Below are 12,664 nucleotides of genomic sequence, written 5' to 3'. Positions count from 1 at the left end.
TACTCGACGTGCGACTCGCGGGAGACTGGCTACAGGGGAAGCGGCCCGGTGACTCGGAAGACGAAGAGCAGGTAGTACAGCGAGACGGCGAGCAGCAGCCCACCGGTCAGGCGGTTGATCGCCGTCTTGTGAGACGTGAGGAGAGCGATGATGCGGTCGCGCCACGGCTCGGAGACCACCGCCAGCCCCAGCAACGGGGCGGCGATACCGACGCCGAAGGCGGCGAAGTTCGCCAGACTGGCGACGGGCGAACTGAACAGCAGCGACCGGGCGAAGAAGATACCGATGAACCCGGGGTTGCAGGGGACGACGATGGCGCCGAAGAAGAGGCCGTAGCCGACCGCCGACAGGGACGGCGCACGCGTCTGCGGTGGCTCCGCGGTCGGGACGTACTGGGAGACCGGGACGTCGGCCAGCAACAACAGCGAGAGCAGGGCGAGCAGACCGAACGCGACCGGCGAGACGACGCCGATGACACGGGTCAGCGACGTCTCCAGCAGCGTCGTGAACACCAGCCCCAGCCCCAGCATGAACGTGAGGACGCCGGCCCCGACGAGGACGGCCAGTCGCGCGACCGAGACCTCCTCGGACTGGCTCGCCAGATACGCCAGGAACCCGGGGTACAACGGGATGACACAGACGGCAGTCAGGGGTGTCGCGAGACCGAGCCCAAAGGAGGTGACGATGTCGGTGAGCAGCCCCATCAGCAGTCGAGGTGGTCGGTGAGGTAGTTCGGCGACTTGACGCCGGACTTCGCCAGCAGGGTCGCCGACCCGCCGGGACACGCGACGACGATGGGCGCCGAGGGGGGATTGACGATGGTCGTCCCGAACTGCGCCTTGAGACTCTCTGTCACTTCGGTCGGGGAGATGACGAACCGCCAGTCCAGCTCTTTCGTCCTGGCGTACTCCCTGACCGCCGCGGCGTCTTCGTTGGGGTCGACGTTCATGCTCACGGTGGTGATGTCGTCGGACGCGTCGTCCCGGAAGCCGTCGAGGTGGCTGTGCTGGCGCTCACAGACCGGACACCACGTCGCGAACGTGTGCAACAGGACGGGACCCGACTGCTCGTCGACGACGAACGACTCGTCGGTCAACACGTCGGTCAGCGGCGTCGTCCGCCACAGATCCGGGTCGCCTGCTGCTGCCGTCGTCTCGCCACCCATCGTCTGGGTCGGGGTCGCCGTCGGCGAAGCGTCCCCGCTTCCACCCGTTCCACCGTCGCTGCCGTCGGTACTCGAACAGCCGGCGAGGCCCACCAGTCCGGCACCGGCGAGTTCGAGCAGCCGCCGTCGGGAGTGCTCCATACCTCCGCGGAGCCGCGAACTTCACAAAGGTGTTGTTCCAATTTCGTTCCGACTGTCGGTGTGTGGTAACCACCCACAATCCTCAAGTGTCGGCTCAACGTAGTATCGTACATGATGGGGACCGAGTGGCTGTACGGCGCCATCGCACTGCTGGTGGGCATCCACGTCCTGACTATGCTGTACGCCTACCGCAGTCGGGACGAGGTAGCCACGGCCACGACCGAACCCGACGCCGAGCAGCCCACGCTCGTGGACCCCGACAACGACGACCGGATCAACTGTCCACAGTGTGGGACCACGAACGACCCGACCTATCGGTTCTGCCGGACCTGTGTCGCCGACCTCTCGAAACAACCACCGCGTCGTCAGCCGACCAGTGGAAGTCAGCCCCATTGACCGCGGACGAAGCGCTTATCTCGGTATGGCAATAAAACAACACGAGGAGTGACTCTCGCAGGGGTGGTCGGATGGATCGGGTGATCAACGTGTCGAGCGCCGACAGCGGCATCCTGGAGCGCACCGAGAGCGACGGCGTCCTCGGCCGGTCACTGCTGACGATGCCGCTGTCGACGCATCTCCGTGACGCCGAAGCGCCCGCGTACGTCGCGTGGAACAAGAAGCGGGGCGTGACCTGTATCCACGGCGGTCCCGATACCTACACACCGCCACGGAGCTATCGAGCGTTCGCCGTCGCGACCGACGTTCGTCTCCTGTTCGTCGTCGGCGGGAACACGGACGGCCAGGATCGCGTCTTCTCGCTGCCCTACAACGACGTGCTGACGGTCGAGACGACGACGAACGTCATGTCGACGACACTCGAACTCGTCGCTGAAGGGGAACAGCGCTGGCAGTTCGCCTGCCGAGGTGATATCGAACCAGTCGCGACGTACGTCGACGAGTCGGTCCAGTGCTGGACCCGTGCCGAGTCGTTGTTCGACCGGGCCGACGACCTGGTAGGCACCGCACGCGAGGCCGTCACGGACGGCGACCTGGACGCCGCCGAGACAGCACTCGACGACGCCGAACAGGCACTCGACGACGCGCGTTCGCATCTCGACGAACTCGGTCCCGGCGCCGTGGCGCGAGCGGACGACCTCGTCACCGACATCGAGCGGAACGTGACCGACGCCCGCGGTCGTCTCGTCGCCAGTCGCGGCGACCGGGCACACCACCAGGCACGGACTGCCTGGAACGAGGGGGAGTTCACGGCGGCCTACGACGACTACGAACGGGCACGGGACGCCTACGAGCGGGCGCGTGACCTGGGCGCGACGGACCTGCCACTGGCGGACAGGTTGGCCGCCGTCTCCCAGGAGTGTGAGAAACTCGCACGGGCACCGCTCGACGGCGCCCGTGAGGCGGCCGAGGCCGCACGCGAGACCGACGATCCAGCGGCTGCGGCCGAGCGCTGGGAGACAACAGTCGACCGCTACCAGGACGCCGTCACACTCGACTGGGGCCGCGAGCGACGCTTCGCTGGCGACCCGGACGAACTGCGCGCGGCCGCGGCCGACGCCGCCACCGAACTCGTCGACGCCCGGCGGGCGGCCGCACAGGACCGGCTGAACGCCAGCGACTGGCTCGTAAAGAGCGGCGACGAGGCGGCCGCCCGCACGGCACTACGGGACGCACGGGTACACCTCGAACGGGCCAACGAGGTCGCCAGGGAACTGGTGCCGGACAGACGGACGGCCTCGAACGGCGACCTGGCAGCAGTGGCAGAGCGGATCGCCACGCTGGAGGCAGACACGGAGGTTTAGGAGGCCGGCGGACGACCGCCTACGTATGCGATTCGGTATCCTCTCGACGGCGAAGATCGGTCGTACCGCCCTCGTCCCCGCGATCACGGCCAGTGACCACACGGTCGCGGCCATCGCCTCTCGCGACGGTGCTCGGGCCAGCGACGTCGCCGCCGACCTCGGAATCCCCGAGGCCTACGGCGACTACGAGACGCTGCTGTCCGAGGCCGACGTCGACGCGGTGTACAACCCGCTGCCCAACGCGCTCCACGCCGAGTGGAGCCAGCGGGCCGCCGACCACGGCCTGCACGTCCTCTGTGAGAAACCCCTGACCGTCGACACTGCCGAGGCCGTCGACCTCTTCGAATACTGCGCCGAGCGGGACGTGACACTGATGGAAGCGTTCATGTACCAGTTCCACCCCCGGACGGCACGCGCCCGCGAGGTGGTCAGCGAGGAATTGGGCGACGTTCGGGCGGTCGAGGCGTCGTTCAAGTTCCGGCTGGACCGCGAGGGAGACATCCGCCTGGACCCCGAACTGGCCGGTGGCAGCCTGATGGACGTCGGCTGTTACGCCGTCAGCGCCGTCCGGGGGTTCCTCGGCGAGCCGGACCGGGCGTTCGCACACGGAAGCGACAGCCGGAACGCGGGCGTGGACACGAACCTGGCGGGCACGCTGGCCTACGACGACGGTCGGGTCGCCCAGATCGCCTGCGGGTTCGACAGTCCACACGTCGAGCGCTACCGAGTCGAGACGACCGACGGCTGGCTCGAAGCGCGTGACTGCTTCGGCCCCGAGCGCGACCAGTCGGTCTCGCTGACCTACGCCGTCGACGGTCGCGAGGTGACCGAGACCTTCGACCCGGTCGACCAGTACCGCCTGCAGGTCGAGGCGTTCGCCGACGCCGTCGAGACTGGTGGGAGCCCGCCGGTCGACCGCGTGGAGACGCTGGGGAACATGCGCGCCATCGACGCGCTGGCCCGCAGCGCCGAGCGCGGCGAGCCCGTCGACGTGGCGCCGACCGACGGGTGAACGCCGTGGGCCGTCGGGTCACCCGCGTGACAGGCAGCCCAACGGTTTTGCCGCGCCCGGGCGAGAACTACGCCAATGACACTCCCCACGACGACGCTACCCAGCGGCGACGAACTCCCGATGGTCGGTGTCGGGACCTGGCAACTCCAGGGCGACACCGTTCGCGAGTCGGTCCGTGCCGGGCTGGACGCCGGCTACGGCCACGTCGACACCGCCGAAGGGTACCACAACGAGGCCGCCATCGGCGACGCGCTGACAGCGTACGACCGCGAGGATGTCTTCCTCACCTCGAAGGTCCTCCCGAAACACCTCGACTACGAGTCGGTGATCGCCTCCTGTGAGGCGTCACTCGAACGGCTCGGGACCGACTATCTGGACCTGTACCTGATCCACTGGCCCAACCCGGCCATCTCGCTGCGGGAGACGTTGCAGGCGATGGCCCACCTCCACGAGGAGGGGCTGGTCCGGAACGTCGGCGTCTCGAACTTCAGCGCCTACCAGCTCTCGACCGCCCACCACGTCTCGCCGGTCCCCATCGCCGTCAACCAGATCGAGTACCACCCCTGGAACACCCAGCCCGACGTCGTCGACTACTGCCGGGAGACCGACACCGTCGTCGAGGCCGCTGCGCCGCTCGCCCGGACTGCGGTCTTCGAGGACCCGGCCGTCCAGGAACTGGCCGAGCGGTACGACCGCCCGCCGGCCCAGATCGTCCTCAAGTGGGCCGTCGAGAACGACGTCGTCGTCCTCCCGAAGTCCTCCTCGCCCGAGCACGTCAGGGCCAACGCCGACCTCTTCGAGTGGGAGCTCGACCCGGCGGACAAGCAATGGCTCGACGAGATCGACCGCGAGACGACCATCTACGACCACCCGGCCCGCGACTGGACCGGGGACACCTACGGTATCTCACAGTAGCCGACAGATGGCCTCTCCACCACCGCTGGACCGCTACGACGCTGCTGCCGGGGCCAGCGTCGTCCTCCTTCTCGTGGTGGCGTACGTCCTCGTCCCCGGCCCGACGGTGCAGTACGCCGCGTGGCTGGCCGTCTTCTCGGTCTGGATGGCGTGGTTCGTCTTCTACGGCGCCAAATGGCTCTACGGGTTCGATCCCTGACACATGTAGCTAATCGCCGGACAGTAGAAGGGTTTACTCGATTCCGTGTCAGACGGATTTTATAGTCCCTCCCGGAATATACTCACTCGATGCCTCGCATCGAAGTCCCGGAGAACCTGTACCGACAGATCGAGGACGAAGCCAACGGCGACGATTTCAACGACACCCTCTGGAAGATGGTCGGGTCGTACCGGCGCAAACACAATCCCGAAGCCGACCCGCAGTAGCGGCGCCACGAGACTGTTTTCGCCGATCAGCGACCGAGCTCCGAGAGCCGCTGGGAGATCGTCGTCCGGACCGACGCGATGTCGCCACCGACGCGAACGATCTGGAACCCCGCGTCGAGCGCCTCGCGTGCCGCCGCGGCGTCGTTGCGGATGCGGCCGACCGGGACACCCGCGTCGAGACAGGCCTCTCGCGTCCGCTCGACCGCCGCAGCGACCCGCTCGGGATGTTTCGCCGTCGGGTCGCCGGCGGACATCGACACCGCCATATCCGCCGGCCCGACGAACGCGAAGCCAAGTCTGGGGACCGCGAGCAGGTCCTCGATGTTCTCGACGGCACGCTCGTTCTCGATCATCGTCCCGACCAGCACCTGATCGTCTTCGCCGGCAACGTAACTGTCGACGTAGCCTGCCCACTTGCCCGACCGGCCGACACCGACGCCTCTGTCCCCGACGTCCCCGTCGTAGGCGAAGTGGGCCGCCCGGACACCACGACGGAGTTCGTCGGCCGTCTCGATCCGCGGCAGGAGGATCGTCCGCACGCCGGCGTCGAGCACCTTCCTGATGAGTGGTGGCTCCGGGGCCGGCAAGCGGATCAGTAACTCGATGTCGGCCGTCTCGGCGGCCCGCGTCAGTTCCTCCAGTACGGTGCTGTCGTAGGGGCTCGGTCCGCCGTGCTCGAAGTCCAGCCAGACGAAATCCAGCCCCAGATCACCGAAGGTCTCGATCACCGTCGGCGAGAACGTCTCCGCGCTCGCCCCGACGACGGACTCGCCGGCTTCCAACGCCCGTCGGAGGCCGTTCTCGGACCTCATCGTTCCCCCTCCCAGTCGAGTGCGTCCCGGTTGCGCGTCGACTCCGGAAGTCGGCCCTCGTAGACGGCCCGGACGTTCGCCGCCGCCTGCGTGCTCATCCGCTCCATCGCCTGCGTGGTCACACCGCCGACGTGTGGCGTCAGGAGGACGTCGTCCCGGTCGTACAGCGGATGGTCCGGTCCCGGCGGCTCCTCGGCGAACGTATCCAGCGCCGCACCGCCGATAGTCCCCTCTTCGAGGGCCGCCAGAAGCGCACTCTCGTCGACGACCGCTCCTCTGGAGGTGTTGACGAGCACACCGTGCTCGCCCAGGGCCGCCAGTTCCGCCGTCGAGACGGCACCCCTGGTCTCGGCCAGCAGCGGGACGTGGATCGACACCGCGTCCGACCGCTCGAACAGCGCCTCAAACTCCGTGACGCGCTCGACACCGTCCGGGAGCGTCTCGACGTACGGATCGTACGCGAGCACGTCCATCCCTGTCCCCTGGACGATCGCTGCTGTCGTCTCGGCGATGCTCCCGAACCCGAACAGCCCCAGCGTGTCCCCGTCGAGTTCCCGGCCCACGAAGGCCCCACGGTCCCACTCGCCCGCCCGGACGTGCCGGTCGGCCGTATGCAGCGACCGCCGGATCCCGAACAGCAGTGCGACGGCGTGTTCCGCGACCGACCGTGCGTTCGCACCGGGCGTGTTACAGACGACGATGCCCCGCTGTGAGGCGGCGTCGATGTCGACGTTGTCCAGTCCGCTGCCGTGCTTGGCGATGATCTTCAGCCGGTCGGCTCGGTCGATGACGCTCGCGTCGAGACGGGCGACTCTGACGATGACCGCGTCGTACCGCCCGATATCGTCGAGTGCTGCCGCGACACTCTCGTACTCGCCCATCCCGGTACACCGAGCGAAATCGGTTATCGACTCCGGACCTGCGGGGTCGATCTGTGCGGGAGTGAGGACGTTCCACGGTTGTGACATGCGTTATCAGATTGCAATGGAGTGGGGAAAAGTGTACGCAGGGTGTCGGGAGCCACTCGAACTCTCCAGCGCCGAATGATACAGGTGAGGTTGGCGCTCGCAGGGGTCCCCCCTCCGCTCTCTCCGTCACCAGCACCGTCACCCGCATCGGTATTACTTCCACTATCGACATCGTCGCTGCCTTGATTGAGACAGCCAGAAGACCGGTCGCAGTAACCGGATACTCCAGATGGCGGGATATGACTGTTTCCTGCAGGGATGGCCGTAGCGAGCGAAGTGCCTACCCGCGACGGGATCAGTCTCCGAGCAGTTCGTCGCGATGGTCTCGTAACAACTGCAGGAGTGTCCCGACCTCATCGTAGTTCGGGCCTCGCGTGATCGTCTCCGTCTCTCGGTCCCACTCGATATAGCCCGCCTCAGCGAGTTTTGGGAGGTGTCTGTGGACGAGTTCCACTTCGGGACGGTCCGTGCTGTCGAGGTCAAGTTCTTGGAGGGAGAGTCGCTCTTCGTCGGCCAGCTCGACGTCGGCGATAGTCAGCAGGATGTGGCGGCGGTCCCCATGGCGCAATGCATCGAAGACACGATCTAACTCCGGTTCGGTCGGGGTCTGGTCTGCAGAGCCCGATGTGGTGCTGGTGTTGCTCATGATGATCCCGGGTAAGCGTCGATGGCTGACCCGTTTCGTCCCTCACCCAGAGTTGTGAGAAGCGCAAAAGTGTTGTGTATCTCACAACTAGTAGATTGCGAAATCTACGAAAATCACCGTACGAGTTGCGAAAATTGGATACCAATCGGGTACCGGTTCGTCACATCACGGTGTGGACGGTCAGAACTCGAACTCGCCCCAGGGGCGGACCGCGTGGCTCGTGATGATCTCGGAGGATTCGACGTCGAACCCCAGTCCCGAGAGTTCGTTCGTGATGCCGGTGAGGTCGCGCGTGTCCGTGGCGACCACCTCGACGTAGAGGTTGCGCTTGCCCGTGAGCATCTCTCGGACGTCGACGACGCCGCGAGCATCCAGTGCTTTTGCAGCCATCTCCTCGCGTTGTTCGGACGGGGCGCTACAGACGAACATGACGTGGAGCGGGAAGTTCGCACGTTCGTAGTCGATCTTCGGGTAATAGCCCTCGATGACGCCCGCGTCCTCCATCTGGTCGATCCGGTTCCGGACCGTACTCGGCGAGACATCGACCTCACCGGCGATCTCGTCGATGGTCGTGTTGCGGGCGTCCCGTTGCAAGGCGAACAGGATTCCCCGGTCCACGTCGTCGAGTGAATAGTCCTCCATAGCGGGGACATCGAGGCAGGCCTATATAATTCTCAGTCGCTGGCATCAGGACGATCCACCGTGAGCGCCAAAAACGGAGTTAGAGAGCCTGAAACGTCGAAAGATATAGATGTGGACTCGCCGGGTTGGATAGACCGCGAAATCGTGCGCGATTCCACCTGAAATGGTAGTTTCGGTAATCGAACAGTACTCCGGCTCCCGACAGCGCCGAACGTTTATCTCTCTGACCGAGCAATACTGTCCTATATGGCCAGTTCGACCCGCGAAGGCGATTCCGACCACGAAGACGAGATCCGGATGTGGCGCGAGGGCGACGACTGGGTCATCACCGACGTCGAAACCGGAGTCACGACCCAGGGCGAGACTCGCGAGCACGCGCTCGAGATGCTCGACGAGGCCGTCGCGCTCCACAAGGGCGAGATCGGTCGCGAACCGACCGACGAGGAACTCCGTGAACTGGGTATCGATCCGGACGACAACACAACCGGCGATACGGAATTGCCGGACTTCATGCAGTAGATGGGGCGACGGACCTTCTCGGGAATGGAAGTCGTGAAAGTGCTGGTCAACGTTGGGGGCTTCGAGTGGCGACGAACAGTCGGTGACCACGCACAACTCTACTACGTCCATCCGACCAACGACGACGACAGGCGACAGGTGACCGTGCCGCTCCACGACGAACTCACGCCCGGTACGCTGCGAGACATCGCAGACGGTGCTGGTGCGAACGACTTCGACGCGTTCTGCGACTGGATCGATTACAACAGCTGAAACGTCCGAAAACAGACCTCATAGATGGACTCGCCGGGATTCCCGTGAGCGTAGCGAACGGGAAGTCGGCGAGGAAACGAAACGAACAGAGTGAGTTGAGTGGACTCGCCGGGATTCCGTCACGCCGTGTGAAAGATCCGTATTAATCTCGACGCTGTCGTGCGGTTCAGGGCCTGCCGCATCGAACAACTCGTGAGTCCGGATTCCGTTCTACCCTCGACACCGATCAGCGATGCTCGTCGATCCACTCACACCACGCGTGGAAATCGTTCGCACCACACTGGTCGGCAATCCGCTGCAGTGTTCCGACGCGGACTCGGTCGTGGAGCGGCACGGTAACGGTCCGTTTCTCGCCAGTCTCCGGATGGGTGTATTTGAGAATCGCGTGGTCACCACGTGTCCGATCGTGGCGATAGCCGAACTTCCGGAGGACGGTGACGATCTCGCTGCCCGAAAAGTCCCTCGTGACCATTCACGAGTCCTCAAACCACGGCGCGTCGGGTTCGGGAGCCGCCGTATCCTCGGCTCTCGCTTCCTTGGTGAGCTCGACAGCTTCGTCGAGGTTTTCGAGCGCCGCCGTCCGTGACGGTCCCTGACTGGCAACACCGGTTTCCTCGTCTACTGCCGACCACCAGCCATCGTCCTCTTCGATGAGGCGAATCTCGCGTCCGGTGCTCATACGGCACGATACGCCTGAATATCAGATAAGGGTTCGGCCGTGGTCGAAACGGGTGTACGTCTAGTCCACAACGAATCTAGGAGCGTCCATCATGGGTGCGATTAGACGGCGGTAGAAGAGCTGAGAATCGTGATACGCCGTATATGGACTCGCCGGGGATCAATGACACTGCGTGAAAAAATCGATTATATCGGGCCGCCGTCTTGTGTTTCCGAAATTCCTGCCTGAGCCGTTTGTCACGAGAGTTAGATCAGTTCTCGTAGCTGTGTCACACCCATGCATCCAGTTCTTCACGGCCATTGAACGCATCTCGGCCAGGGTACGCATCCACAAGTGCAATTAGTGCTGCTGCAACTCGATAGGCTGGCATCGTATCATCGTACAGGAGGATGATGCCGGCATGAGAATCGGATGGGAGTGAGCCGAAATCTTTCACGTCACTCGTTACGATGATGCGGTCCTGCTTACGAGCGGAGGGGAGGACGTCGTCTTCGTCGTCTGCGCCTTGTCCGAGCGTATCCCGAACGTGGGCTGCATCCAGCCCCTCTTTTTCCAGATACGTCGCTACTTTTGGATCGATATTTTCGTCGAGAAGAAATTCCCACTCGGACATCTCAGGCCGTATCCGGTTCGACACCCTCGGGGCGGTCGATCGACTCTCGGAACGACTCGATAGCCTCCTCACGCTCACCCTCGATATCACTCATCTCCCGTGGGTGATCGTGGTAGTATGCAAGGGCGTGATAGACGTCAGCCACGTCGAGGTCGTACCGGTCGGCGACAGCTTCAGGATCGACATCTCGCTCTTCGACGAGCGCATACACCTGGCGGACGCTGATACGTCGCCCAGTGATGTGGGGTTCGCTCAGCAACTCGTGGGTGATTCGCCGCGACTCGCGCTCGGCCATACTGGTTTTTAGCGCCCACTATCGCAAAAGCGTTCGCACGACACTAGTCCAGCAGTCTGTGTTGGGTCAGGTTAAATAGAATCCATCACGCTTCGTGACGAATTCTGTTCGATTGGCTGCGTTGAATCGCCATAAGGCGGTGGAATTCACTGTTTGACGGCACGCTTGATGTTGTAGACGACACACATCAGAGCGATTTCTCGGAACTCACGGAACCATGTACGCGCTCGCACGGCGAAGCCGAGCGAGCGCTTCACAGCTGAATTGACGGTCTCAGTCATGGAGCGCTGATTGTAGCGCTGTTTGTCGATTCTGGCGTTGTGAGCGTGGTCGTAGGGAGCGAAGATGCGGTGCTTGATGAGCGGTCTGATGCCGAGTTCACGCAGTGCTTTGCGGAGCGCTTGCTTGTCATAGCCTTTGTCGGCTGCCAGAGACCGCAGATCGCCCGCATTCCGGCGGGCGATCTGCTCAGCGAGGTCTGCGTCGCTTCCTTCCCGGGTCGTTGAGCAGTGTACGTCAAGGATTGCTTGGGACTCTGTATCGACGAGTTTCGTGACTTTTAGCTTCTGTACGCGGTAGCTGATTCGCTGGCAGTAGTGGCGGCTCGCTGCTGAGCGTTCGTAGAATGTAGCGTCGATTGCAGCGTGTTTCGAGGGATCGTGTAGCTGCGCCGACTGGCGCAGCAACACTCGACAGACGCTCATTTCGATTCGGTCGAACGCTTTACACAACGTGGATGGAGAGGGGAGATCGGCCGTGCTGAGGCCGATCTCCCCGGTTATTTGTGGCATCTCTTTGAGCAAGTCAATCGTCATCCGGTAGGACGTATCAAGGTAAATCCGCAGACAATGCAGGGAAACGATGGCATAGTCGGCGAATCCGCCGCCACCTTCCGGGGCGGCGGATTCGTCTCCATCACCGGTAACAACTTGAGCAATCGCCACAATCTCACCAGTGAAGCGGGAGATTTGCGTCATAGACAACCGCATCCTCCCGCTTCAACTCCTTTGATTTAGCGACCTATCCCGACGCCATCTAGCGATTCAACAGAGCCGTTCGATTTCATACCGGCCTCCGTAATTATCCAGTAGAAGGCTTGAAAACGGCAAATATCGAGATATGGGCTCGCCGGGGTTTCGCCACACTGCATGAAAAAATCGTACTAATCTCGATGCTGTCTCGTGACTAGAAACCCGAACCGATCAGTCGTCGTCAGCGGTGTAGGCCCCGCTTCGATGTTCGATACGGTGAACTTCTAGCACCGACCCGTTCCGGTCGAGCGTGCAGGCGAGTCGGTACTGCCCGACACGGAGTTTCGAAAACGGTCCGCCAGTGAGCGGTTCCAAGAATTCAGCCGGGTCGCGCCACTCCGACTCGACGACCTCGTCCAGTTTGGAGACAATGCGGTCCTGGATGTGGGGATCCAGCGAGTCAAACTGGTCGACGGCCTGTGGCGTGAATTTCCACGTCCACTCGTCACTCGGCATCCTCGTCCCGACCCATCATCTCGACGACTTCTTCGCGCGATACGAGTTCAGCGTTACCCGAGCGAAGGTCGTGTTCGCTCGCCGCAATCTGTTTCCATCCTTCACGGGAGAATTCGGGGTGTTTCACGGCGTCCCGTGCTGCGTACCGCAGGAACTCGCTGCGAGAATTGAATCCCTGCTCCTTCCACGTCGAATCGATATCGTCGAGGAACGCTTGGCTGAGCCGAAGGTTGATCTGCACCATCTCAGGGCCGTCGTCTGCCGTGCTCGTGTCAGCGTCGGACATATACGAATGCTTTACCTTGGCATATACGTAAACCTTGCTGCGACCC

The 12,664-nt window shown here is 63.5% G+C and carries 21 protein-coding genes; 8 read left to right on the top strand and 13 right to left on the bottom strand.

Annotation, left to right across the window (positions count from 1 at the left end; all coding sequences use genetic code 11):
- Positions 1-29: 29 nt before the first annotated feature.
- A complete protein-coding gene (locus Hhyl2_RS15615; RefSeq protein ID WP_483551689.1) occupies positions 30-704 on the bottom strand; it encodes a cytochrome C biogenesis protein in 675 nt (224 codons plus the stop codon).
- The gene (locus Hhyl2_RS15610; RefSeq protein ID WP_483551688.1) at positions 704-1,306 is read right to left on the bottom strand and encodes a TlpA family protein disulfide reductase; all 603 of its coding nucleotides are present in this window, start codon (positions 1,304-1,306) and stop codon (positions 704-706) included. Before Hhyl2_RS15610 ends, Hhyl2_RS15615 begins: the two co-directional genes overlap by 1 nt.
- A 111-nt stretch (positions 1,307-1,417) precedes the next feature.
- Between Hhyl2_RS15610 and Hhyl2_RS15605 the strand changes: the two genes are divergently transcribed.
- The 6 genes from Hhyl2_RS15605 to Hhyl2_RS15580 all read left to right on the top strand — a co-directional run bounded on the left by Hhyl2_RS15605 (position 1,418) and on the right by Hhyl2_RS15580 (position 5,419).
- Positions 1,418-1,702, top strand: coding sequence for a DUF7577 domain-containing protein (locus tag Hhyl2_RS15605; RefSeq protein ID WP_483551687.1), 285 nt, complete (start codon positions 1,418-1,420; stop codon positions 1,700-1,702).
- Positions 1,703-1,773: 71 nt separating this feature from the next.
- On the top strand, positions 1,774-3,066 hold the full coding sequence (locus Hhyl2_RS15600; protein WP_483551686.1) for a hypothetical protein: 1,293 nt from the start codon (positions 1,774-1,776) through the stop codon (positions 3,064-3,066).
- A gap of 25 nt (positions 3,067-3,091) precedes the next feature.
- The gene (locus Hhyl2_RS15595) at positions 3,092-4,078 is read left to right on the top strand and encodes a Gfo/Idh/MocA family protein (RefSeq protein ID WP_483551685.1); all 987 of its coding nucleotides are present in this window, start codon (positions 3,092-3,094) and stop codon (positions 4,076-4,078) included.
- A 75-nt stretch (positions 4,079-4,153) separates the two neighbouring features.
- Positions 4,154-4,993: an aldo/keto reductase gene (locus tag Hhyl2_RS15590; RefSeq protein WP_483551684.1), complete on the top strand. Its 840-nt coding sequence runs from the start codon at positions 4,154-4,156 to the stop codon at positions 4,991-4,993.
- Between the two features lie 7 nt (positions 4,994-5,000).
- Positions 5,001-5,192, top strand: coding sequence for a hypothetical protein (locus tag Hhyl2_RS15585; RefSeq protein WP_483551683.1), 192 nt, complete (start codon positions 5,001-5,003; stop codon positions 5,190-5,192).
- 89 nt (positions 5,193-5,281) lie between these two features.
- The gene (locus Hhyl2_RS15580; RefSeq protein ID WP_483551682.1) at positions 5,282-5,419 is read left to right on the top strand and encodes a hypothetical protein; all 138 of its coding nucleotides are present in this window, start codon (positions 5,282-5,284) and stop codon (positions 5,417-5,419) included.
- Between the two features lie 26 nt (positions 5,420-5,445).
- Here the strand turns inward: Hhyl2_RS15580 and Hhyl2_RS15575 are convergent, their stop codons facing one another.
- The 4 genes from Hhyl2_RS15575 to Hhyl2_RS15560 form a co-directional block, all read right to left on the bottom strand.
- The gene (locus Hhyl2_RS15575) at positions 5,446-6,231 is read right to left on the bottom strand and encodes an HpcH/HpaI aldolase family protein (RefSeq protein WP_483551681.1); all 786 of its coding nucleotides are present in this window, start codon (positions 6,229-6,231) and stop codon (positions 5,446-5,448) included.
- The gene (locus Hhyl2_RS15570; protein WP_483551680.1) at positions 6,228-7,199 is read right to left on the bottom strand and encodes a hydroxyacid dehydrogenase; all 972 of its coding nucleotides are present in this window, start codon (positions 7,197-7,199) and stop codon (positions 6,228-6,230) included. Before Hhyl2_RS15570 ends, Hhyl2_RS15575 begins: the two co-directional genes overlap by 4 nt.
- Positions 7,200-7,494: 295 nt before the next feature.
- Positions 7,495-7,845: a DUF7344 domain-containing protein gene (locus Hhyl2_RS15565; RefSeq protein WP_483551679.1), complete on the bottom strand. Its 351-nt coding sequence runs from the start codon at positions 7,843-7,845 to the stop codon at positions 7,495-7,497.
- A gap of 180 nt (positions 7,846-8,025) precedes the next feature.
- Positions 8,026-8,487, bottom strand: a complete 462-nt coding sequence (locus Hhyl2_RS15560; RefSeq protein ID WP_483551677.1) for an Lrp/AsnC family transcriptional regulator — start codon at positions 8,485-8,487, stop codon at positions 8,026-8,028.
- Positions 8,488-8,733: 246 nt separating this feature from the next.
- Here Hhyl2_RS15560 and Hhyl2_RS15555 point away from each other — a divergent pair, with 246 nt between their 5' ends.
- Both Hhyl2_RS15555 and Hhyl2_RS15550 read left to right on the top strand, forming a co-directional pair.
- The gene (locus Hhyl2_RS15555; RefSeq protein WP_276223126.1) at positions 8,734-9,006 is read left to right on the top strand and encodes a type II toxin-antitoxin system HicB family antitoxin; all 273 of its coding nucleotides are present in this window, start codon (positions 8,734-8,736) and stop codon (positions 9,004-9,006) included.
- Complete coding sequence (locus Hhyl2_RS15550) at positions 9,007-9,258, top strand: type II toxin-antitoxin system HicA family toxin (RefSeq protein WP_483551676.1); 252 nt, start codon at positions 9,007-9,009, stop codon at positions 9,256-9,258. It abuts the gene before it with no gap.
- Between the two features lie 226 nt (positions 9,259-9,484).
- Here Hhyl2_RS15550 and Hhyl2_RS15545 read toward each other — a convergent pair whose 3' ends face one another.
- The 7 genes from Hhyl2_RS15545 to Hhyl2_RS15515 form a co-directional block, all read right to left on the bottom strand.
- Complete coding sequence (locus Hhyl2_RS15545; protein WP_284007259.1) at positions 9,485-9,730, bottom strand: type II toxin-antitoxin system HicA family toxin; 246 nt, start codon at positions 9,728-9,730, stop codon at positions 9,485-9,487.
- On the bottom strand, positions 9,731-9,937 hold the full coding sequence (locus tag Hhyl2_RS15540) for a type II toxin-antitoxin system HicB family antitoxin (RefSeq protein ID WP_284007258.1): 207 nt from the start codon (positions 9,935-9,937) through the stop codon (positions 9,731-9,733).
- Between the two features lie 268 nt (positions 9,938-10,205).
- Positions 10,206-10,550 (bottom strand): DUF5615 family PIN-like protein, encoded by a 345-nt coding sequence (locus tag Hhyl2_RS15535; RefSeq protein ID WP_483551675.1) that lies wholly within the window; start codon positions 10,548-10,550, stop codon positions 10,206-10,208.
- A 1-nt stretch (position 10,551) separates the two neighbouring features.
- The gene (locus tag Hhyl2_RS15530; protein WP_483551674.1) at positions 10,552-10,845 is read right to left on the bottom strand and encodes a DUF433 domain-containing protein; all 294 of its coding nucleotides are present in this window, start codon (positions 10,843-10,845) and stop codon (positions 10,552-10,554) included.
- A gap of 146 nt (positions 10,846-10,991) precedes the next feature.
- Positions 10,992-11,822 (bottom strand): IS5 family transposase, encoded by an 831-nt coding sequence (locus Hhyl2_RS15525; protein WP_483551673.1) that lies wholly within the window; start codon positions 11,820-11,822, stop codon positions 10,992-10,994.
- 225 nt (positions 11,823-12,047) lie between these two features.
- The gene (locus tag Hhyl2_RS15520; RefSeq protein ID WP_483551672.1) at positions 12,048-12,332 is read right to left on the bottom strand and encodes a type II toxin-antitoxin system RelE family toxin; all 285 of its coding nucleotides are present in this window, start codon (positions 12,330-12,332) and stop codon (positions 12,048-12,050) included.
- Entirely contained in the window at positions 12,322-12,618 is a 297-nt protein-coding gene (locus tag Hhyl2_RS15515) for a ribbon-helix-helix domain-containing protein (RefSeq protein WP_483551671.1), read from the bottom strand. The genes Hhyl2_RS15520 and Hhyl2_RS15515 overlap by 11 nt, the downstream gene beginning before the upstream one ends.
- Between the last annotated feature and the right edge of the window lie 46 nt (positions 12,619-12,664).

The organism is Haloarcula sp. H-hyl2 (genome assembly GCF_056934385.1).
The sequence above is the reverse complement of the archived record's forward strand: the minus strand, read 5'-3'. Positions and strand labels throughout refer to the sequence as shown.

Excerpts from the sequence above, each read along its gene's own strand:
- Hhyl2_RS15585 (WP_483551683.1), top strand. The coding sequence starts at position 5,001 with ATGGCCTCTCCACCACCGCTGGACCGCTACGACGCTGCTGCCGGGGCC.
- Hhyl2_RS15525 (WP_483551673.1), bottom strand. The coding sequence starts at position 11,822 with ATGACGCAAATCTCCCGCTTCACTGGTGAGATTGTGGCGATTGCTCAA.
- Hhyl2_RS15555 (WP_276223126.1), top strand. The coding sequence starts at position 8,734 with ATGGCCAGTTCGACCCGCGAAGGCGATTCCGACCACGAAGACGAGATC.
- Hhyl2_RS15520 (WP_483551672.1), bottom strand. The coding sequence starts at position 12,332 with ATGCCGAGTGACGAGTGGACGTGGAAATTCACGCCACAGGCCGTCGAC.
- Hhyl2_RS15595 (WP_483551685.1), top strand. The coding sequence starts at position 3,092 with ATGCGATTCGGTATCCTCTCGACGGCGAAGATCGGTCGTACCGCCCTC.
- Hhyl2_RS15550 (WP_483551676.1), top strand. The coding sequence starts at position 9,007 with ATGGGGCGACGGACCTTCTCGGGAATGGAAGTCGTGAAAGTGCTGGTC.
- Hhyl2_RS15515 (WP_483551671.1), bottom strand. The coding sequence starts at position 12,618 with ATGTCCGACGCTGACACGAGCACGGCAGACGACGGCCCTGAGATGGTG.
- Hhyl2_RS15605 (WP_483551687.1), top strand. The coding sequence starts at position 1,418 with ATGATGGGGACCGAGTGGCTGTACGGCGCCATCGCACTGCTGGTGGGC.
- Hhyl2_RS15590 (WP_483551684.1), top strand. The coding sequence starts at position 4,154 with ATGACACTCCCCACGACGACGCTACCCAGCGGCGACGAACTCCCGATG.
- Hhyl2_RS15565 (WP_483551679.1), bottom strand. The coding sequence starts at position 7,845 with ATGAGCAACACCAGCACCACATCGGGCTCTGCAGACCAGACCCCGACC.
- Hhyl2_RS15610 (WP_483551688.1), bottom strand. The coding sequence starts at position 1,306 with ATGGAGCACTCCCGACGGCGGCTGCTCGAACTCGCCGGTGCCGGACTG.
- Hhyl2_RS15580 (WP_483551682.1), top strand. The coding sequence starts at position 5,282 with ATGCCTCGCATCGAAGTCCCGGAGAACCTGTACCGACAGATCGAGGAC.
- Hhyl2_RS15530 (WP_483551674.1), bottom strand. The coding sequence starts at position 10,845 with ATGGCCGAGCGCGAGTCGCGGCGAATCACCCACGAGTTGCTGAGCGAA.
- Hhyl2_RS15540 (WP_284007258.1), bottom strand. The coding sequence starts at position 9,937 with ATGAGCACCGGACGCGAGATTCGCCTCATCGAAGAGGACGATGGCTGG.
- Hhyl2_RS15570 (WP_483551680.1), bottom strand. The coding sequence starts at position 7,199 with ATGTCACAACCGTGGAACGTCCTCACTCCCGCACAGATCGACCCCGCA.
- Hhyl2_RS15535 (WP_483551675.1), bottom strand. The coding sequence starts at position 10,550 with ATGTCCGAGTGGGAATTTCTTCTCGACGAAAATATCGATCCAAAAGTA.
- Hhyl2_RS15560 (WP_483551677.1), bottom strand. The coding sequence starts at position 8,487 with ATGGAGGACTATTCACTCGACGACGTGGACCGGGGAATCCTGTTCGCC.
- Hhyl2_RS15575 (WP_483551681.1), bottom strand. The coding sequence starts at position 6,231 with ATGAGGTCCGAGAACGGCCTCCGACGGGCGTTGGAAGCCGGCGAGTCC.
- Hhyl2_RS15545 (WP_284007259.1), bottom strand. The coding sequence starts at position 9,730 with ATGGTCACGAGGGACTTTTCGGGCAGCGAGATCGTCACCGTCCTCCGG.
- Hhyl2_RS15615 (WP_483551689.1), bottom strand. The coding sequence starts at position 704 with ATGGGGCTGCTCACCGACATCGTCACCTCCTTTGGGCTCGGTCTCGCG.
- Hhyl2_RS15600 (WP_483551686.1), top strand. The coding sequence starts at position 1,774 with ATGGATCGGGTGATCAACGTGTCGAGCGCCGACAGCGGCATCCTGGAG.